Genomic DNA, 21480 nt, shown 5'->3' on the forward strand with positions numbered 1-21480 from the left:
ACCGGGAAACTGGGGCATTACGGCCCGTCTGTCAGCTTCTCCACCGCTGTGGCAACGCGCCTGGCCCGCGTCTCTGGCGTTCTGGCCCCCTCGACGGCTAGGGTGTGCTGGCGCTGCTGGCTGTACGACAGCATCTCGAAGCGTTGCCGGGCCGCCGCCGGGTGCTGCTCCAGCGTCGCCGCCAGGTCTGTGGGCACACTGACTTGACGCGGTTCGGTGTCCAGTTCCAGCGTGACGTTCATCCGGTCGCCCGCTTTCAGGCCCGCGCCCTGTCGGTGCTCGGCGCTGACCGGCAGCATGAAGGTGTTTCCCTAAGTAGATGACAGTTTTGGAGGGATAAAAGGCTAGAGCTGCTCTGGGAAGGTGTTTTCGGTTATGAAAACACACCCGAGCGGCTCGCCCCACTCTATCGTCCTCAACCACCTGCGACAGCATCCTTGGGGACTCGGTCTGCCGAGCCTGTCACTCTTGGTCGCGATTCTTCCGGCGCTGGTCCAACGCGAAGATGTCCGGCTGACCAAGCTCGCCGCCGCACTCCCAGGTCAGGCGCTTTACAGCAGCAAAATCAAGCAGTTGCATCGGTTCTTTAAGAACATCCAGTTGCCAGGCGAGGTGCTCGCACACTTCGTTCTGTCGTTTGCTGATCCCAACGAACGCCTGTGGCTGGTCATTGACCGCACGAATTGGCAGCTCGGCCAACGGTCAATCAACATCTTGGTGGTCGCCGTCATCATCCGGGATCAGGCGCTGCCGTTGATGTGGACCCTGCTTCCCCATGGGGGAAGCAGCAACGCCGCCACCCGGAACGCGCTGCTGGACCGCGTTCTTCTCGTGTTACCTGCTGAACGCATCGCCGGTCTTTTGGGAGACCGCGAATTCATCGGGAAGAAGTGGTTTCAGTTCCTGAGCAAGCATCAGGTCGCCCCCTGCATTCGATTGAAAGCTGACACGCGGGTGGGTGGCATGCCGGTCTGGGGTCTGTTCAAAGGTATTGCCGCGCACGAAGTGCGCTGGTGGTACCGTCCATTGATGGTCTATGGCGTGCCACTGCGGGTCTGCGCTGTCCGAGATGCGCACGGTCATCTGTTGTATGTGGCCACCCTGGAACACGGTCGCCATAAGGGTGCCCGCCTACGCTCGACGCTGGTCTATCGAAGTGCTCTTCAAACACTGGAAGGGCTCAGGCTTTGAACTGGAATCCACCCACCTGAGCCATCCACAGCGGCTCACCACCCTGCTGAGCGTCATCACCATCGCCTCCGTGTGGGCCTGGCACACCGGTGAACAAGAGCACGAGCAAGTACCCGAATGGGTACTTGCTCACGGACGTCTAGCCGTTTCGGTGATGCGGTACGGCCTCAATACCCTCAAGACTGCCCTCGTCAATATGCTCTGGAGCAGCACTGAGCGCGCGTCTATCCGCGCCTTCCACACGTGCGCCCAGAAACTGTCACCTACTTAGGGTGTTTCCCTCTGGCTGCGATGGTGCTGCGGTAGCTGTAAGCGCCCAGGCTGACCCTGACGGCGGGCTTCTTGCTGCCGAGGCTTTGCACCACCTCCAGCGGCACCTCTATTCCGGTGGCGGTTTTGCCTTCCAGTTTCAGTACGGCTTCAAATTGAGGCATGGAGATCAGTATGGCTCAGGACCGCGCCCTCCCAAAACGAAAAAGCGCCCCCGCAGGAGCGCTCCTTATTCACTCAAGGTTCAGCGGTTGACGATGTGGATGGCCTGCTTGTGCACCGCTTCCGCCGCTTCCAGCACGCTCTCGCCGAGTGTCGGGTGGGCGTGGATGGTCAGCGCAATGTCCCCGGCGGTAGCGGCCATCTCCAGGCCCAGGCTGGCTTCACCCAGCATGTCGGAGGCGTGCGGCCCTACGATATGCACGCCCAGCACCAGGTCGGTGCCTTCCTCGGTGACCATCTTCACGAAGCCGTCGGTCGATTGCAGCGTCATGGCGCGGCCCGAGGCGGCGAACGGAAACTGCCCGGTCTTGATCTTGTAGCCCTTGGCCTTCGCCTCTTCCTCGGTCAGGCCCACCCAGGCCAGTTCGGGCGAGGTATACACCACGCCGGGAATTGCCACCGGGTCCATCTCGGCGGGTTCGCCCGCGATGACTTCGGCGGCCACCAGCCCTTCCTTCATGGCCTTGTGCGCCAGCATCGGATTGCCCGCCACGTCGCCGATGGCGTAGATGTGCGCCACGTTGGTCTGCATCCGGCTGTTGACGGTGATGAAGCCGCGCTCGGTGACGATGCCCAGGCCCTCCAGATTCAACCCGGCGCTTCGCGGACGGCGACCCACCGCGACCAGCACCCGGTCGTAGGTTTCCGTGCGCTTCTCGCCGGTCTTCACGTCTTCCAGTTCGACTTTCAAGGTGCCGTCAGGCTGCTTCTCGGCCTTATTGGCCTTGGTCTGGGTCTGCACCTCGATGCCCTGCTTCTCCATCGCCTTGCGGAAGGCCGCCACGGCGCCCGCGTCAGCTCCCGGAATCACGTTCGGCAAAAACTCGATGATTTTGACCTGGCTGCCCATGTTGTTGTAGATGTGGGCGAACTCAAAGCCGATCACGCCGCCGCCGACGCACAGCATCCGCGCCGGAACCGGGTCGGGAATGACCAGCGCTCCGGTGGAGTCCACGATGCTCTGCTGGTCCACGTCCAGCCCCGGCAGTTTGGCCGGTTCCGAGCCGGTGGCGACGATGAAGTTGGACGCGGTGTAGGTCTTGTCGCCCACCTTGATGCTTTGGGCGTCCACGAACACGGCCTCACCGATCAGGTGTGTGACCTTGTTGGCCTTGAACAGCCCGCCCACGCCGCCGGTCAGCTTGGTGACGATGCCGTCTTTCCATTTGTTGAGCTTGCCGATGTCGAGCCTGGTGTCTGAGAAAGTCAGGCCGAACTCGGCGGCATGCTTGCTGGCGGCCAGTTCATCGCCCGCGTGCAGGAGCGCCTTGGTGGGAATGCAGCCGACGTTGAGGCACACTCCGCCGAGGTATTCCTTTTCGACGCAGGCCACCTTGAGGCCGAGCTGCGCGGCGCGGATGGCGGCATGGTAGCCGCCGGGGCCAGCACCGATGATGAGGACATCAAAATCCATTGCTTTGGTCATGGGTTCAGTTTAACGCGGTACAGGGCGGCAGAGAGTAACGCATTTGGGAAGTCAGTTGAGGAATATTAACAACTCGGAAGCGTGAGTGTGCGGTTCTGGGCAGGACCGTCCAGCCTCACCGGACGACAAGACCCGATCACACCAAAAAGCAGGCCAGGGACGTCTCGCCTCCCGGCCTGCCTGGGTACCGACGCCGCGCTCAGTTCACGACTTTGGTCTTGTTGCTCATGTAGTCCATCAATACGTACTGGCCGATATTCTGCGGCGTGGTGAAGTAGGCCTTGCCGCGCGTCATCTCCGAGACGCGGCGCACGAAGCCCACCAGATCGGGGTCGCGGGCCAGCATGAAGGTGTTGACTTGCACTCCGCTGCGGCGGCAGTTGGCGACCTCGCGCAGCGTCGCGCCCAGCACATAAGGATCGAGGCCGTAGGCGTTCTTGTAGATGCGTCCGTCGGGCAGCGTCAGGGCGCTGGGCTTGCCGTCGGTGATCATCACGATCTGCTTCATGTCCTTGTTCTCGCGCTTGAGGAGTTGCTGGGCCAGCCGCAGACCGCCTGCCGTGTTGGTGTGGTACGGCCCGATCTGCGCCTGGGCCAGCTTGGAGAGCGGCACTTCCTCGGCGCTGTCGTGAAACAAGACGAACTTCAGGGTGTCGCCGGGGTACTGGGTGCGAATCAAGTGGGCCAGGGCAAGTGCGACCTGCTTGGCGGGCGTGAAACGGTCCTCGCCGTAGAGGATCATGCTGTGCGAGCAGTCGAGCAGCACCACCGTGGCTGCCGAGGAACTGTACTCGCTCTGGCGCACCACCAGGTCTTCCTGTTCGGCGTTTTCCAGCCCCTTGGCGATCACGTTGCTCAGCGTGGCGGTAGTATCGAGGTTGAGAGTATCGCCGAACTCGTAACTCTTGAGTTCACCCATCATGTCGATGCCCGAGGAGTAGTCGCGGGTGTCGTGCGCTCCGGCGCTGCTGCGGCCCATCCCGCCCATCAGGTCGCGCAGCGATTTGTAGCCCAGAAAGTCGATGCTCTTGTCGGTGAGCTGGAACTTGCTCTCGCCGCTCTGGCCTGCGCCGCCGCCCTCGCCGTCCTCGAACTCCTTACGGATAAAGCCGTCTTGCTGAAGTTTATCCATCATCTTCTGAATCTGCTGGCCGAGTCTCGATTCCTGAATCTCGCCCTCGCCCTGCATGGCCTCGGCGAGCATCTCCTCGGGAATCATGTTGCGCTCGGCCAGCGCGTTGAGAATGGCATCGAACAGATCGTCCATGCTGGGCCGGGCGTTGGGGTCGGGGTCGTAGGGGTCGTTCATGCCCTGGCCGAGCAGCGCTTCCTGAATCATCTGCATCAGTTCGCTGCTTTCCAGTTCGTCGAGTTCGCTTTCAAATTTGCTGTAGCGGGTGATACGGGCGTGCGTGGTCATGTTCGGACCTCCAAACGAGGAAAGCAGACGAGAGAAACAGTCGAGAGAAAACGCAGGGAGAGAAACGACAGGCGAGAAAATGAGCAGCGGGAGAAACCGGCAGCGCTGGACTTGGCCCAGTCTGCGCCCAGGTCAGCGGTGCTGGCTGTCCGCTTGGTTTCAGTTGCACTCCGGAAAACCCGCTCGCATCGCTGCCTGCTGATCTTCAGCATGGCGCAAGCGTGCCTGGACGTTTGTAACGGCGGCGCTGCGATACGGCGATGAGCACGACTTGACGTTGAACAGTATCCATTCATACGAAACAATTCGTCACCTATCTGGGCGAGTTGCTGTCCGAATGGCATCGTGTCCAGGAATGCTGATTTTTTCACACGTATTTTGACAATTCGTAAGGCCGAGGTAAGAACTTCGTATCTAGGATCAGCGCAGTCCTCAGGCCTGAACCAGGTCCTCATATCCGAATGATCTGTCAATCCCCACATCTGTTAAGGAGAACTCATGAAACGCTCCACACCCACCCTCCTGCTGGCCCTCCTCGTAGGCACAGCCCTGGCCCAGGCCAGCTCGCCGCTGAAGTTGGTGCTCTCGCAGGCATTGGTGCAGACCACCACCCAGGACGGCAAGACAGTCGAGAAGCTGGCCCCCGATCCCAAGTCGGTGCTGCCCGGCGCGGTGCTGGAGCAGGCTGTGACCGCCACCAACACCCTCGGTAAGGTCATGGCCAACGTCACCGTCAATCTGCCGGTTCCAGTGGGCACGGTGTATCTGAATAGCCTCAAATCCGCTGAAACTGTCCAGACCCTCTTCAGCTTCGATAAGGGCAAGACCTTCGCCGCTGCGCCGCTGAAAAAGACCATCACTGTGACCGAGAACGGCAAGGCCGTGCAAAAGGAAGTCGAGGTCAAGCCCGCCGAGTACACCAACGTGCGCTGGGTGCTGGGCGAACTCGCTGCCGGGGACAGCCTCAAGCTCGGCTTCCGGGTGAAGGTCAACTGAGATCTGTCGTCTGCCCGCGGCACCACCCTTTCCATTTTCACTGCTGCAAGTGCTTCAAGGAGCAAGTCTGATGAATCTTCCCCCCAAAACCCTGGCTTTGATGCTGGCCCTAGCGGCGTCGGCAGCGTCGGCAGCCGGAACCCCCTCTGGCACCAAGATCAGTAACGTTGCCACCGCGAGCTTCACGGACCCCAACACCAATGCGCCGATCTCGGACCCGGTGCAGTCCAATCTGGTGCAGACCAGCGTGCTGCCCAAGCCGGATTTTGACACTGTCTATAGTGACGGCACTGACGGCACCACGGCCACCACGCCCAGCGCCCCCGACTACGACATCAAAAACGTATTGCCGGGAGCCAACGTCGATACCAGCTATATCCTGGTGAACCTAGGCAACGTCAACAACCAGCCGATCACCATTGCCCCCAATACCACCGGCACTGTGACGCCGGTTCCGGCAGGCAGCGTGGAGTACTACCTCGGTAGTGTTTCGCCCGCCAACCTGATCACTGGCTCCATTCCTGTGCCGGTGGACGACCCTCTGACCCCCACCGACGAAGGCCGCGTCACCATCATCCAGCGCATCAAGGTGCCGACGGGCGCGGCGGCGGGCAGCCAGTACAGTGTCAGCCCGCAGGCCAGCGGCGACCAGTGGAACGGCAGTGCGGTGGTGCCTGCCCAGGAACCCGCAGGTGATTTGCAGTACACCCGTGCCAGCGTGACCTCCCCCTCGGTGACGGTGGTACCGCCGATTGATACGGTGCCTGGCACCCCTGCGCCCGAGCCCACCACGCCCGGCACCACGCCCGGCGATCCCGATCCCGCCAATCCGGTGCCGGTGTACCCCGACCCCACCACCCCCGGCACGACCATCAGCGTGGACCCGACCACCGGTAGCCAGAAGGCGTACCCCAAGGGTGATCTCGACACGACTTCCGACGTGGTCAAGTTCATCAGCGCCGTGAAGAACAATGGCAGCCTGCCCGACACCGTGGCCCTGATTCCGCCGACTGGTCTGCCCACTGGTGTGACGGTGCAGATTCTCGACGGAAGCGGCAACCCCATCACCAAGGACGCCAACGGCAACTACCCGCTCGGTCCGATTCCGGTGGGTGGCAGCGCGGCTTACCAGGTGGTCGTGACCTACCCCGATCCTGACGGCGTGGGCAATTCCGGCAGCCCGGTGCCCGTGGTGATCGGTGTGGACTCCAGCAACGACGCCGACCTGCTGCCTAACTCCAGTGCCACCTTCACCACCTTCCCCGCCCAGCAGGTTTTCGGTGACACGGTCAATCCTGGCGGCACGGCAGATGCGGGACAGGTACCCAGCCAGGGAGTTGTGCCCGGCGCATCGACTGGCACGGGCAATAGTGCCACCGACAGCAGCGCCACCTTTCCCATGACGGTGCAGAACACCGGCGGTTACGCTGAGGCGTATACCCTGACTGGCAGCGTGGATGTGAAGTTGGTGAATGGCACTACCGTGCCCGTGCCGGTCAAATACTACCTTGATGCCAACAATGACGGTGTGCCGGACTCGGCCACACCTCTGACCGGCGGCCTCACGCTCAGCGTGCCCAGCGGCGGCAGTGTTCACGTGATCGCTGTGGTGGATATTCCCGCCAATGCCGCCAGCACCACCGCCAACGGCGGTAGCGCTCCGCTCATTGTCAAACAGACCTCGGTGGGCACCTACAGCGGCAACACCCGCAGCGACAACAACGATCAGATCGTGGTGGGCATCGTGGGTAATGGCCTAAGCATCACCAAGTCCACGCCCCCTGCTGCCCGCCCCGGCGACGACCTGCCCTACACCCTGGTGGCCACCAACAACTACAACGCCGCGCTGAAAAACTTCGTGCTGACCGAGAAGGGCGGCGTGACCCAGGGAGCCACCACCACCAATCTGTTTACTTACAGCACCTTCAAGACCGTCACCGGCACGGCCAGCTTCGTGGGCAAGGTGCTCTACCGATTTAACAACGCCGCATGGCAGACCAGCGCGGTGCCGGGCTTGGTCCCTAGCACCATTAACCAGGTGGATGTAGGGGTGGATACCAACAACGACAACACCATCGACAGCAACGACGCAGTGCCTTCCGGCGGCGTGCTCACGGTCAATTTCACGACCACTGTGAAATAAGTCTCACCGGTGGTGTGCTCACGGTCAATTTTATGACCGCTGTGAAGTAAGTCACCTGTAAGTGAAGCTCAGGTAAGATTCGTCAGAACAAGCGCTCATCTAGAGACTCAGTCGCGCTTCAATTTATCCCGCCCTCCATTCTATCTCCCGACGGCGCGTTCCAAACTCAAAGCGCACCGTTCCATAATCCTGAGGAGGATTACATGAAAGTCAACAAGTCTCTGCTCACCTTGATGATCGCTCTGGCGGCTGGCAGTGCTGTCGCCGTGGGTTCCGGCACCACCGCTGGCACAGCCATCAAGAACACGGCCGCCGCCAGTTTCACCGATCCGACTGCGCCCGGAACGCCGGGTACGGCCGTTTCCAACGAAGTGACCACCATCGTGCAGCCGCAGGCCAATTTCGATATTCAGTACACCGGCAGCAACTCCGACGGAACCAATGGTGATGACAGCGCCACCAACAAGATTCCGACAGCTTACAAAGGTGTTGTCATTCCTACGGCGACGGCCTCCGGCAACCAGTTGATCTCGACTTACAATGTGGTCAATACCGGCAACATCAACAACTATGTCGTCAATCTCTCGGCGGACACCACCAATAGCCCCTTCACCGGCGCGACCACGACGTATTACTTGGCGAGCGACACGACCCGCAGCACCCCCATCACCTCCGTGACCCTGCCTGCCGACGACGTGAACACCACCGGCACCGGCAACGACGAAGGCCTCGTGCAGATCGTTCAGGTCATCACGGTGCCGGCGACGGCGGCGGCAAATCAGGTCTACGCGGTCAGCCCCAAGGGTGCGGCGGCGGCCAGCCCCTTGTCTTCGACCGACCCAGCTTACTACGCCGCTGTCACTGAGCCGCTTGCCGACCTTCAGTACGCCCAGGCCACCGTCTACACCCCGAACATCACCGTGAAGCCGCCTTCGGGCCCCTTCACCCCGCCGACCCCGCCGGTCTTCCCGCCGTCTGTTCCTCCTGCTACTCCCGTCTACCCTGACCCCAACAACCCTGACCCCAACAACCCCAAGACTTCCATTGCTGTCATCGGCAATGATCAGTTCGCTTACCCGACTGCCGACACCAACAACAACGCTGATGTGGTGACCTTCAACAATTTGGCTACCAACTCTGGGAACCAGACCGATGTGGTCAACCTCTTCCCGACCGGCTTCACGGCCTTTAACAGCACCACCGGCATCTTCACCCTGCCCGGCGGCGTTACCGTGCGCTACCTCGACAATTCCGGCAATGCCCTGACCATCGTCAACACCGGCGGCACCAGCTACCCCACCCTGACGCTGGGAGCGAGTGGGACCCCGACCAGCTCGGTACCGTTCCGGACTGAAGTGACCTACCCTGATTCCAACTCGGTCGTCGACCCGAGTCCAATTGTGATCAGCGTCAATATCGATTCGGGCAACGATGCTGGCTTCGTCGCTGACTCCACCACCAAAGACACCATTTACCCGCCTGCTGCCCAGTTCAGCGATAGCAACGGCAGCTCAATCGGCGCAACCAATACTACTCCCGAAGAATTCGTCTTCCCGGCTGACCCTGCCGCGACACCTGCCGTGACGACGCTTGCTACCGGCGCGGCTCCAGTACCGCAGACCACGGCCGCAACGGGTACCGACGCCAGTGCCGTCTTCCCAATGGACGTGGCGAACCTCGGCGAATATGACGACGCATTTACCCTCAGTGGCACGGTGAGCATTCCGGTGATCAATGCCTCAACTGGCGTGATCGCCAACCAGACGGTCAATGTGCGCTATGTGGATTCCACTGGCGCGGCCCTGGCTGCCGGTGCGACGGCCAACACCTTTGTCACCCCAACGATTGTCGCCAACACCGAGATCAAGGTATTCGCCATCGTGGACGTGCCCGCAGGCTCGCAGGCCGGAAGTGCCCTGGTGACGCAGAACGCGGTGGGCAACTACAGCACCATTTCGCTGAGCGACAGTGACGACAAGGTGACCATCCAGTCCGCCAAGACGGCCAATAACGGCATCACGGTTACCAAGTACCAGACCACTGGAACGACCCTGCCGACGGGCGTAGTGGGTGAGAAGGCCGCCATCAACGCGCTGCCCGGCGCGACGCTGAACTACGCCATCATCGCCAAGAACAACTTCAATGCGCCGGTTGCGAACTTCGTGCTGAGTGATCTGCCCAGAGCTATTGCCTTGTCCACAACCAACTTCTACACCTACACCACTTTCGTCTCGGCCAGCGCCACGCTGAAATCCCCCAACGGTACCGCCCTCACCGGCACGCCTTATTACCGCATCAACGGCACCGGCAGCTTCACTACGGCGACTCCCGCTGGCGTGACCAGCGGTATCCAGGTCGCCTTCGACACCAACGGTGACAATGCCATCACGGCTACGGACGTCATTCCGCCGCTGGCGGAAGTCCGCCTCGACATCAAGGTGACCATCAAGTAAGTCGTTTCAGGCACCGCCGCTGAGTGTGGGCGGTGCCTGGATGGCTCTCAGGTAAGGCATCTGTAAGGCTCCACTCCATATCTTAAAGTCGCTGCTCCAAGTGCGCTCCGAAGGCTGGAGCGCACTTTCCCTATCAATTTTGCCCGGGTCTCTTTTTGCTGCGTCCGTTTTGAATTTCCCTGCACTGCTTTCATCGTAATACCCATCACCAAATGAAGAAGATCCCGTTTTGATCGTTTCCTTTCCCTGTCATCCGCCTCGGAGACACCACGCTTCTCAATTCTCTAACGTGCCCAGTTTCTTCAGGGCCACTCTCCTGCAGGAAGCTTTATGAATTTCACCCCGTCTGTTCCCTCAGGTTATCGCGTCACAGGAGGTCATGTGCGCCGGTTTATTCACTCACTTTCAGTTCTGACCCTGCTCGCCCACCTGGGTCTGGCCCAGGCCGCCGGGACTCCTGCCGGAACCGTCATCACCAATATCGCCACCGGCAGCGCCGATCCGCTCGTCACCGGCCAGCCGCCGGTCACGGCGCAGTCGAATCTGGTCAGCACCAGCGTCAGCCCAGTGTGCGCCGTAAGCGTCACGCCCGACGGCAGCGTGGGTCAGCCGGGCCAGCAACAGACCATCTTGCCCGGCGAGAGCGCGCTATTCGCCTACCGGGTCATCAACAGTGGCAACGTGACCTTCGACGTGCCACTGAGTGTGCGGATTCCCGGCGAATCGGCCTTCACGCCGGCGACGGCACTCTACCTCGATGCCAATGGCAACGGCCAGCTTGACGACGGCGAGCGCGCTTCCATCAGCAGCCTCAAGCTGCCGGTGGACGGCTCGGCCAGCTTGCTGGTGCTGGCCCAGACCAATGACGCCCAGCGCGGCGACGGCTTTGTCAATCTGGTGGCAAGTTGTGCGGGGCAGCCGGACGACGCCAACAACGTGGCGCTCTTGCGGCTGGGGGCGCTGCCGGTGCTGAGCGTTTCCAAGCGCTTCAGCCCCAGCGTCGTCAAGCCTGGCGACCAGACCAGTGTCACCCTGACGGCCACCAACGCCGGACAGGGCGAATCGCGCGAGTTGACGCTCAGTGACGACCTGAGTGCCCTCACCGCCCAGGGCCTGACCTATGTGCCGGGCAGCGCCTCGGCCAGCAGCGGCACCCTGGAGTCTGGCGGCGCGCCGACCTGGCAGGCGGGCGATGCGGGCGCGGCTCAGAACCTGCGGGTGCGGGTCCCTTCACTCAAGCCCGGCGCGATATTAACGCTGACCTTCAAGATGCTGGCCGGAGCCGCCACCGAGAACCGCACCCTGACCAACACCGCGCTGGCCGCCACCGGCAACCAGACGGCCCAGGCCCAGGCCCAACTCACCTCGCAGTTCAACCCGGCCGTGGCGCTGGGACCCATCGGCAATCCCGAAGCGCCGGAAGGCAGCGCCACCGATCAGCAGACCAAGGCGTTCGCACTGGTGGGCCAGGAAACCTGTTTCAACCAGACGCTCAAGAACACGGGTGACGTGGCCGACAGCTATACCCTGAACAGCACCCTGGCAACCCCGGCGGGCAGTGCCGTCTTCAGGACCATGGCCGGAGCGCCGCTTGATCTGCCGATTGCCCTGACGCCGAATGCCACGCTCGACTTCAAGGTCTGCCTGACGCCGCAGCAGGCCGGGCCGCTGACCCTGCGCTTGATCGCCATTGGCGAGCGCGGTTCTACGAATGCCACCCAGGACCTGATCACCACTGTGCAGGCGGGTCTCCCCGACCTGATCAAGTCGGTGACGCCCAGCGGCCTGGTCCCGGCGGGCACGGCCCTGACCTACACCCTGACGGTTCGCAACACCTACACGGTGGCCCTGCACGACGTGGTGGTGCGCGACCCGCTCAACCCGGCTCTTACTTTCACCAGTGCCTCGGACGGCGGGCAGCTCGTCGGTGGCGCGGTTACCTGGACGCTGGGCAGCCTGGCCCCTGGCGAGAGCCGCACCCTGAGCATCCAGGCCCAGATCGGTGCGGCGACAGCCGACGGAACCAATGTCACCAATACCTTCAACATGACCAGCGGCGAACTGCCTGGCCCGCTGGACAGTAACGAGACGTCCAGCCCGGTATGGACCTCAAAACTGGTGATCGAGAAGAGCGTGAACCAGCCCAACGTGACGTACGGAGACCGCCTCACCTACACCCTGGTGATTCGCAACCTCTCGGCCAAGGCGTCCCTGATTGACGGCATCGTCACCGACACCCCGGCAGCAGGACTCGACTACCTGCCGGGCAGTGCCACCCTGGCCGGGCAGCCGCTGGCCGACCCTCAGCAGCAAGACGGTCACCTTGCCTGGGCGATCGGCGATCTGCCGCCCAGCGCCAACCTGATCATCACCTACCAGGTGCGGGTCACCGCCCAGGCCACCGAAGAACTGCTCAACACGGTGACCGTGTCGGGCCGGGCAAACTCGGGCCAGTTCAGTCAGGCCATCGCCAGCAACACGGCCACGGCCACGGTCAAGCTCAAGCTGCTCACCTTCGCGCCGCTCAATGACATCGTCGGCACGGTTTATATCGACCGCAACCGCGATGGCCGCTTCGAGTCGGCGCTCGACCAGCCGCTGGCCCGCGCGCGCATCCTGCTGGCCGGGGGCCGCGAGGTGCTCACCGACGCCCAGGGCCGCTACCACTTCAAGGACGTAAAGATGGGCATTCAGGCGCTGCGCCTCGATCCCCAGAGCGTGCCCTCGGTGGCGCTCTCGGTGCCGATGGACGGCGGTCTGAGCGGCACGCGCACCGTCAATGTGCTGGGCCTGACCGGGGTTGACTTCCCACTTGCGCCGCTGACTGGCGAGATTGACGCGACGCGAAGCGTTTCGCTCGTCTCCGGGCCGCTGACCCTGACCAAGATCGTCAGCGTCGATGCCCAGACCTATACGGTGACACTGCGCCTTCAGAGTGCCCAGCCGCTGAGTGACTTCGTGTTGAACGACCCGCTGCCGCAGGGCGCGGCGCTGAAAGAAGGCCGCAATACTCTGGCCGCTACCTTGGCGACAGGAGAAACCACCTTGACTTACCGCTTTGACTGGACAGGCGAGCGACGCGCCGCCGTCACCGAACCCGACGTGCGCTGGAGCTACTGAGGATGAAACGCACCGCTGCTCTTCTCACTGCGCTGCTGCTGCTCGGCAGCGCCCAAGCCCAGGAACTCGGCCTGCCGGACGTGCCCGCCCAGATTCAGGCAGACCCCCAGACAACCACCCTCGATACCGTCTCCACTAACGCTCCGGAAGTGCTACGCGCCAGCAGCGTCAGCCTGACGTTCGAGGCCCCCATCGAGGCCAGGGAACTGGTTGTGGCCCACAGCCTGCCGCTGGGGGCGCAGTACCTGCCCGGCAGCGCTGCGCTCGACGGCAAGCCAGTTGCCGATCCGCTGCTGGGCAGCCAGAACCGGCTCTACTGGGTTCTTCCCGCCGAGCAGAGCGGCACCCTGAGTTACCACGTGACCTACAGCGGTCAGCTCGGCGAACTGGCCGCCCCGGCGCTGCTAGCACGTTACGGCGCACAGCGCAGCGAGGTGTTGCGCGGCGACTTCGATCAGGCTGACTTCGTCTCGGCCCAGCCGATCAGCGCCAGGAGTGCTTCCAAGCAAAACGCAGGCGCAGTCAAATTGCCGCTCGACGGCACCATCTACCGCATCCGTGACCGCATCACCGTGATCGTGGAGGGCCCGTTGGACGCAGTGCTCACGCCCAGCATCAACGGCGTGGCGCTACGCGAAGACCAGATCGGCACCCGCACCACTGACAGCGCCAACAACAAGCAGCGCCTCGAATACGTGGGTGCGCCGCTCAAGCCCGGTCCCAACCTGATTCAGCTCGGCAGCGACACGGTCACGGTGCGCTACGCCTCGGTGACGACCCGCGTGGTGGTCACACCGATTCAGCTCATCGCTGACGGCAACAGCGTGGTGCGCCTGAAATTGCAGGCGTATGACGCCTTTGGCACCCTCTCGTCGGTGCCGAGCCTGACCGTCACCAGCAACCTGGAACCCAGCACCCCCGATGCCGATCCCTCGACGGCGGGCTATCAGGTGCGGATGAATGACGGCGTGGGCGAAGTGGTCCTTGCGCCGCAGTCGTCGCCCACTACCCTCACCCTATCGGTGCTGGTGGACAGCAGCGCCCAGGTTAGTAGCTTCGAGCTCAAGCCCAACGCCAGCCGGGTGGGCGTGGGCGTGATCAGCGCCACCCTGGGCCTGCCGGATTTCAAGATCAGCCTTGACAACCTGAGCTACCTGGCCCGCGCTTCGCTGGAGACACCGCTGCTGGGCGGCAAGCTCTACCTGACCGCCGATAAGGACGGCCTGCCCACCTCCGAAAACGTGTATCAGCGCTACGCCAGTTACGGCGACAGCAGCACCGATAGTACCCCGCTCCAAGGCATTGACCCTGTGGCCCTGATTTACGATCAGCCTAGCTTTCGGGTGTCGTACCGTCAGGGCGCGCTGCCCGGCGACGTGCTGCCGCTGGGAGAGACCTTTACGGCGCTGCGTGTGCAGACCAAGAACGCCGGGCCGCAGGTGGCCGCTTACGTCGCCTATGTGCCCAGCGACAAGGTCAGCGCCCGCCTGATCCCGGAAGGTCGCCTGCTGCACCTCCAGCCGGGCGTCGCGCCCGACAGCGAGAGCCTGACGGTAGTGACACTCGACAAGACGACGGGCGTAGAACTCAAGCGCGTGCCGCTGACCCGGCTGGCCGACTACACCCTGGACACTGACAGCGGTGTGGTGACCTTCAATCAAACCCTCGACCCGCTCGACGCTGATCTCAACGACGTGCGCCTGGACGTGATTTATCGCTTGGTCAACCCGCTCTCACAGCGCACCCTCAGTTATGGCGCGCAGATCTGGCAGCAGACCCATAACTACGGCGTGGGCGCGGCTGTGGTGAACCTCGACGGGGTCAGTACCTACGGCGTGCGCGCCAACTACGCCGCCGACGTGACCCGCGCTGGTCTGCTGGCGGCCTACTCCGGCGGCGTGCAGCTCAGCGCGGTGCTTGACCACCGCTTTTCCAAAGACAGCAGCGTGAGTGCCCAGGCCCGTTACCAGTCGGCCAGCTACGCCGGACTCTCGCCGCTGAATACTGGTCTGAGCGTCGTCGCCAGCTACAAGACCCGCCTGAGTAGCCGTCTGGCCGCTGTGCTCGACGGCGAGTACCACAACACCCCAACCGCGGCCGCCGCACCGCTTGCCGATCAGGTTTCGGCCCAGGGCGGCTCGGTGACGGCCCGCGCCGACTACAACCTCAAGCCCTTCAGCGTCGGCGGTGGCTTCAAGTATGCCTTCGGTGACGTGTATGGTCTGGGCGCTGTCGGCAGCGTCGGCTACCACCAGGGTGCTGTGGATCTGGACGTGGTTCATACTCAGCCGCTGAGCGGCAACCTCAAAGCCGTGACCGATGTGAGCGCCAAGGTCAAAGTGGCCGAGAACGTGGTACTGGGGCTGCGCGACACCTACACCTGGAACGGCAGCAACGTCGCGTCGCTGAGCACCGCCACCAAGCTTGGTAACGTCAACTACGCCGTCACCTACGATCTGCCCAACGCCGATGGCAGCGGCAACCGCGCCCGCTTCGGGGCCGACACCAGCATTCCGCTCAGCGCTCAGTTCAGTTTGGGCCTGCGCGGTTCGGTGGTGCGGGCCTTCAACACTGCCGCCACCGATCTCTCTGCCGGGGCCGATCTGCGCTACCAGGGCAGCAACATGTCGGGCAGCGTCGGCAGCGATGTGAGCTATCAGAACAATGAGTTCGGAGCGGTCTTCCGGGCGGGTCTCACCGGCAGCCTGAGTCCGGCGTTGACCCTCAGTGCCGACAGCACCGCCGAGGTGGGCCACACCCAGGGCCTGCGGGCGGCCTTCGGGTACGCCTACCGCGCGGGTGACCTCAACAGCCTGGGTTACCTGCGCTACGCGGCGGGCAGCCTGGCCGGAGCCAACCCGGAAATCACGGCGGGCTTGAGCGCCGAGTACCACCGCACCCAGTACGCCCTGCGCGCAGGCCTGGATGCCAGAGAGCTGTTGAGCGACTCGGGCAGCCTCACCTTGCAGCCGTCGCTCGGTGCCACCGCCTACATTGGTGAGCGCTTCGGCGTCAGCGGCTGGGGCCGGGCGCTAATTCAACCGGCCAGTGGCAGCGCCGTCTACGGATACGGTCTGGAAGGCTCGCTGCGGGCCTTGCCCGGAACCTGGCTGACGGCGGGCTACAACTTCGCGGGCTTTGACGGGACCGGCAATCAATACACCAAACAGGGGGCATATGTGCGGCTCGACGTGACGCTGGACGATAGCTTGGGGGAGAGGAAGTGAAGGTGAAGTTTGATGGTTGGCGGTCGTGCTTTCAATTGCTGGCCGTACTAATCGTGCTGTTGGGATTTGGAGGCTGGGCGCGAGCGGAGAGTTTTAACCTCCAATTCGTTAACGGTGGAGTCGTTCCTGGCACTGGCGCATGTACCCTGACGATCAATAGCCGTTGCCGCTTCAATAATGTGGTCGTGGGGGCTGGTACAGGCAACACTAATCCTTTTCAACGCGACATTGTAGTGACGGTAACAAAGCTGAACGGCGCGACGCTTGATCCTGCTGCCGATTTCGATAATATTGCCCCCGCCCTGTCTACGACGCCGCCCTCGGCAGCCACGGCGACGCAGCTTTTCTCTCCGACAGTTTTACCCACACAATCAACGGCCAATATTGATGGCTGGGCGGAATTTACCTTTGATTTCGTCATGCCCGGCGGCGCTGTTCCTGCTGTCGGTGCTGGTACGGCGACGCTCCCAGGCTCATTCTGGGTGACCAGCTATGATACTGACGGTAACGGAACTCTACGCGAATTCGTTGAGTTCCTTGGCCTTCCTGCGAGTCTTACGGGCTTGTCTGCTGCCAGTACGCTCAGTAGCAACACGTCGATTGATGGAGGTGTGCAATACCAGTCGGGTACAGTGGGACAAGGTGGTATCACCACTTTAGATACCTATAAAGCCTCCGCACAGTATACGAACGTAGCGAGCTTTAAACTCGTTTACGGTGCCCATACGGGCAGTAGTGGAAGTACGGCTGGGGGTCGCTTAACTGCATTTGACTTCTTCAAGCCAGATGCAATTTTCCTGCGCCCTGACGTGAACGGCTATAAATCTGTAAAACTCACTAACGACGCAGATAGCAGTGGCTCAGTCACGGCGGGCGATACCCTGACTTACACCGTTACTTATGTCAACACAGGGAATGTGGCCGTCAGTAACTTTCAAGTGATCGAGGCCTTACCAGCAGGGGTAACTGCCGTAGCAGGCTCACAAACGGTACAGGTAAATGGGACAGGCAGCGCTACTGCCAAAAACAGTTCATATACAGGTACTGCGACCAATACCAACTTGCTGGTAGCCGGTCAAACTCTGGCTATCGACGGAACAATCAGGATAGATGTTCCGGTGAGTGTCAATACCGTTTCGGTAGACAACACCGTTTTGAGCAATCAGACGACCAGTAGCGGCAGCTTTACTGATGCCCTCAGTACAACCATGACCATGGGCAGTGTCAGTTCCGATAACGTAGACAACACCACAGGATTTTCTCCCAATGTTTCGAGCGCTACTGGCTTCGGAAGTGTACCGAGCGGCAGTATTGCCCAGAACCAAACGGCCACGGTGGACCCCACCACAGTCACGGTGCGTTTACTTGCCTCTCCCACCATTGCCAAAGCGTTTGCTCCTACCAGCATTGTGCTTAACGCCACCAGCACACTGACATTCACATTGACCAACAGCAGTGTTGGTACGCTGACCAACCTCAACTTCACCGATGCCCTGGGCGGCATGAGCGTGAGCAGTACGGCCATCGGTGGCACCTGCGCGGCCACCAACAGCCCGGCTTTGACTGTTGGGGCCACGGCCCTGAATTTGACGGTTTCGAGCTTGGCGGCCAGCAGCAGTTGCACGGTGACCGTGCAGGTCAAGGGCACCGCCATCGGCGTGAAGCCCAACATTGCCAGCGGCGTGACCAGCACCCAAACGCCGACGGCCGGCAGCGTGTCTAATACGGCCAACTTGACGGTTACGCCGCTGGCTCCAGCGGTCAGCAAGGGGTTCAACCCCTCCAGCGTCCTCCAGGGCGGCACCACCCAGCTCACCATCATCGTGACCAATCCCAACGGTGTGGCCACGACGAGTTTCACCCTGACAGACGATATCGCTGCGACCACTGGCCTCACCGGTTTGACCATCAGCAGCGTGGGCAGCGATACCTGTAAAGTGGGCGGCACCGTGACGACGAACAGCGGCAAGTACGTCTTGACCGGCGGGACCTTGCCTACAGCGGGATGCACCGTCGTCCTCAATATAACGCTGCCGACTGCGGGTACGACCGGCAGTGTGACGAACACTATTCAGGGCAGCAGCGTCACCGGCACCATCAACGGCCAGAGCTTACCGACGGTGACTAACGCCACCGCCATGCTGAACGTTCAGCCTGTCGCCGATCTGGCTATCACCAAGACCGACGGCGTGACTAGCGTCGCTGCGGGTGCCAGCACCATCTACACTATTCGCGTGACCAACAATGGTTCCAGCAGCGTGAGCAGCGCGGTGCTGAAAGACCCTGGGGCAACGGGCCTGACCCAGACGGGGACGGCTTGTACGTCTGCCAGTGGAAATATCTGCGCTACCGCTCCGAGCACCACAGCGCTGCAAAGTGGAGGCGGTGTGACCCTGCCGACTTTGGCGAGTGGCGCGTTCTATGAGTTCACAGTGACCGCCAGTGTAACGGCTGCCAACGGCAACGTGACCAACACCGCTACAATAGATGCGCCCAGCGGTGTCACCGATCCGGTCACCACCAACAACATCGTCAGCGATACCGACGCGGTGTCCCCCGTCTTCACCATCTCTGGCCAGATCTATGTGGACACCAATTACGGCGGCGGCGCGGGCCGACCCTACAGCGCGGCCCAGGGCATGAGCCTGCGCCCCGGCGTCCGGGTGGAACTTTACACCTCGGCGGGTACGTTCATTGGTGCGGTGCTGACCGATGCTAGCGGAGCTTACAGCTTTACCAATCAAGTCGCCGGTGGCTATAAGGTCCGGGTGGTCAATAACTTCGTAACCGCCACCCGTACTGGTGGCTGCACGCCCAGTACCGTTCTGGCGACATCGCCGTCCTGCACACAGTTGCCAGTGCAGACCTATATCAACGGCGCGAGTCAGATCGGAGGCGCGTTCCCCGCTGGCGTTGACCCGGCCCTCAGCACCACGACCCTGCCTGCTACTGCCGAGTCGGTGGCCAGCGTGACGCTCGTCAGTGCTAACTTGGTGGGCGTGGATTTCGGCTTTAACTTTGACACCATCGTCAACGTGAATGACACTGGTCAGGGTAGCCTGCGTCAGTTCGTGACCAACAGCAACGCTCTGAGCAACACCGGTCTGGCGCAGGTCGGACAGACGGCAGGCAAGGAAGTCTCGATCTTCATGATCCCCAATGCTGTCCTCACCAGCGGCGTGGCAATCATTAACTTGGCTTCCACTCTCACCATCACTGACAGCGACACCAGTATCGACGCCACCACTCAGACCGCCAATACCACCACCAGTACTGGCGACACCAATACCGGGGCGCTGGGCACGGGCGGTGCGGTGGGTGTGGACAACCTGGCGCTGAGCCAGGTCAGCAAGCCGGAAGTGGAGATCACCCTGTCGGGGACCAATACCCTTCAGGTGTCGGCGGCCAACTTTACTCTGCGCGGCGTGGCGCTGCACGGCGGCAACGAGTTGACCCTGGGTAGCGGCGGCAGCGCCGCAGACAACGTCCTGATTGAGAAGAATATCTTCGGCACCACCGCGACGACCTTTACCCTGCCTGCCAGCTTGCGCTCAGCCCAGTACGGTATTTATCTTGTCAATGCTTCGGGTGCGGTTCAGAACAATCTGATTGGCTACTCGGCAAATTCAGGGATCAATTACCTGGGCGGAAGTGCTGGCCTGACGATTCAGAACAATGAATTTCAGCAAAGCGGCATGGTTTCGGCTGGTGGCGACGCTATCACCCTGACGGGGAGTACTACATCTGGTTTCGCCAAATCCGTGACCATCACCGGCAACCTGATCGCCACCAGCAATTCCAGCGGCATTCAGTTTGAAATCGGCAGCCTTGCCAACAACACCATCACCAACAACACCATCACCGGCAACGGTACAGGCGGGGCAGCCACACGGCTGGAAGGCTCGGGCATTCACTACCTCGCCCGCAGTGGTGGGGTCAACAGCACCACCAGCGACACCATCAGCAGGAACGTGATCTTCAACAATCAAAAGTCCGGTGTGGTCATCAACTTCGGCCAGAAAAATGTCACTCTCAGCCAGAACTCGTTTTACACGAACGGTCTGACCTCGATTGACTTCACGGCTTCGGACGGTTATGTAGGTGGCAACGCCAACTATGGCCAGGGCAACGGCGTCACACCCAATGACGGTGCCACGGTGGCCCGCGAGGGCAATATGGGGCAGGATTACCCAGTGTTCACCGGTATCTACACCAACGGCACGAACGGTACCAGTCTCAACGTGTCGGGCTTCGTGGGCAACGGTACCAGCACCACGTTCGATAGTCAGAATGTCAATATCGAGCTGTATAAAGCCGACGACGATGGCAACCAGAAGGGCGCAGTGATCGTCGGTGATGGTAAATCTGTCTCTCACGGTGAGGGCAAAACCTACCTGGGTACCCTTACCGTGACGCTGGGGACCAAAGGAGTGTTCAGCGGCGCAGTCACCCTTGCAGCGGGGGCATTCACCGGCAGCGACGTTCTCACGGCAACAGCCACCATCGCGGGCAACACGTCGGAGTTCAGCCCTAACATTCAGCAGCAGGCCCCGGCGATCACCTTGCTCAAGCTGGGGCGCAACGTCACGACGGGCAGCACCTTCATTGATAACACTGGTTCGGTGCTGGTCAAGCCCAACGAGACTGTGGAGTACTGCATCGTCTACAAGAATACGGGCGGCGTGGCCCCAAACTTCAAGCTGACCGATTATGTGCCGCTGGGCATGGCCATCGTACCGGACGCCTACGGCGCTGCCGGCTCAGGCCTGGGCATCCTCTCGTCAGGAGCAGTGGTGGCTGTGGGCAGCGCGGCAGCGCCAGCAGGCACCAGCCTCACCAATGTCAGTGACACCGACGCGGGCATCCTCAGCAGCGCGCCCGTGACCAATCCCAGCGATCCCCCCAACAGCCCCAAGCACCCCGGTCTGCTGACCTTCGACCTTAAGACAGCGGGCTTACTGGTCAACACCAGCGGCACCGTCTGCTTCCAGGCTAAAGTGCCCTGACGCCTC

Annotated in this window: 11 protein-coding genes; 7 read left to right on the top strand and 4 right to left on the bottom strand. The window is 61.9% G+C overall.

The window, feature by feature from the left end:
- Positions 1-17 precede the first annotated feature (17 nt).
- Positions 18-299, bottom strand: a complete 282-nt coding sequence (locus tag GUI70_RS06815; RefSeq protein ID WP_161881538.1) for a YdeI/OmpD-associated family protein — start codon at positions 297-299, stop codon at positions 18-20.
- Positions 300-375: 76 nt separating this feature from the next.
- Between GUI70_RS06815 and GUI70_RS06820 the strand changes: the two genes are divergently transcribed.
- Positions 376-1191 carry a hypothetical protein gene (locus tag GUI70_RS06820; RefSeq protein ID WP_161881539.1) on the top strand — a complete coding sequence of 272 codons (816 nt, stop codon included), beginning with the start codon at positions 376-378 and terminating at the stop codon, positions 1189-1191.
- A gap of 263 nt (positions 1192-1454) precedes the next feature.
- Here the strand turns inward: GUI70_RS06820 and GUI70_RS06825 are convergent, their stop codons facing one another.
- From GUI70_RS06825 to GUI70_RS06835, 3 genes are all read right to left on the bottom strand, one after another.
- Entirely contained in the window at positions 1455-1625 is a 171-nt protein-coding gene (locus GUI70_RS06825) for a DUF1905 domain-containing protein (RefSeq protein WP_161881540.1), read from the bottom strand.
- A gap of 80 nt (positions 1626-1705) precedes the next feature.
- A complete protein-coding gene (gene lpdA / locus GUI70_RS06830) occupies positions 1706-3109 on the bottom strand; it encodes a dihydrolipoyl dehydrogenase (protein ID WP_161881541.1) in 1404 nt (467 codons plus the stop codon).
- Between the two features lie 199 nt (positions 3110-3308).
- On the bottom strand, positions 3309-4529 hold the full coding sequence (locus GUI70_RS06835) for a vWA domain-containing protein (RefSeq protein WP_161881542.1): 1221 nt from the start codon (positions 4527-4529) through the stop codon (positions 3309-3311).
- Positions 4530-5027: 498 nt separating this feature from the next.
- Between GUI70_RS06835 and GUI70_RS06840 the strand changes: the two genes are divergently transcribed.
- The 6 genes from GUI70_RS06840 to GUI70_RS06865 all read left to right on the top strand — a co-directional run bounded on the left by GUI70_RS06840 (position 5028) and on the right by GUI70_RS06865 (position 21474).
- Complete coding sequence (locus GUI70_RS06840) at positions 5028-5525, top strand: hypothetical protein (RefSeq protein ID WP_161881543.1); 498 nt, start codon at positions 5028-5030, stop codon at positions 5523-5525.
- 70 nt (positions 5526-5595) lie between these two features.
- A complete protein-coding gene (locus GUI70_RS06845; protein WP_161881544.1) occupies positions 5596-7668 on the top strand; it encodes a DUF11 domain-containing protein in 2073 nt (690 codons plus the stop codon).
- 203 nt (positions 7669-7871) lie between these two features.
- Complete coding sequence (locus GUI70_RS06850) at positions 7872-10121, top strand: beta strand repeat-containing protein (RefSeq protein WP_161881545.1); 2250 nt, start codon at positions 7872-7874, stop codon at positions 10119-10121.
- A 381-nt stretch (positions 10122-10502) separates the two neighbouring features.
- Positions 10503-13241 (top strand): DUF7927 domain-containing protein, encoded by a 2739-nt coding sequence (locus GUI70_RS06855; protein WP_237724754.1) that lies wholly within the window; start codon positions 10503-10505, stop codon positions 13239-13241.
- Between the two features lie 2 nt (positions 13242-13243).
- Positions 13244-16468 (top strand): hypothetical protein, encoded by a 3225-nt coding sequence (locus tag GUI70_RS06860; protein WP_161881547.1) that lies wholly within the window; start codon positions 13244-13246, stop codon positions 16466-16468.
- On the top strand, positions 16465-21474 hold the full coding sequence (locus GUI70_RS06865) for a beta strand repeat-containing protein (RefSeq protein ID WP_161881548.1): 5010 nt from the start codon (positions 16465-16467) through the stop codon (positions 21472-21474). The genes GUI70_RS06860 and GUI70_RS06865 overlap by 4 nt, the downstream gene beginning before the upstream one ends.
- Positions 21475-21480: the final 6 nt, after the last annotated feature.

The organism is Deinococcus alpinitundrae (assembly GCF_009982895.1).
GTDB classification, from domain to species: Bacteria; Deinococcota; Deinococci; order Deinococcales; family Deinococcaceae; genus Deinococcus; species Deinococcus alpinitundrae.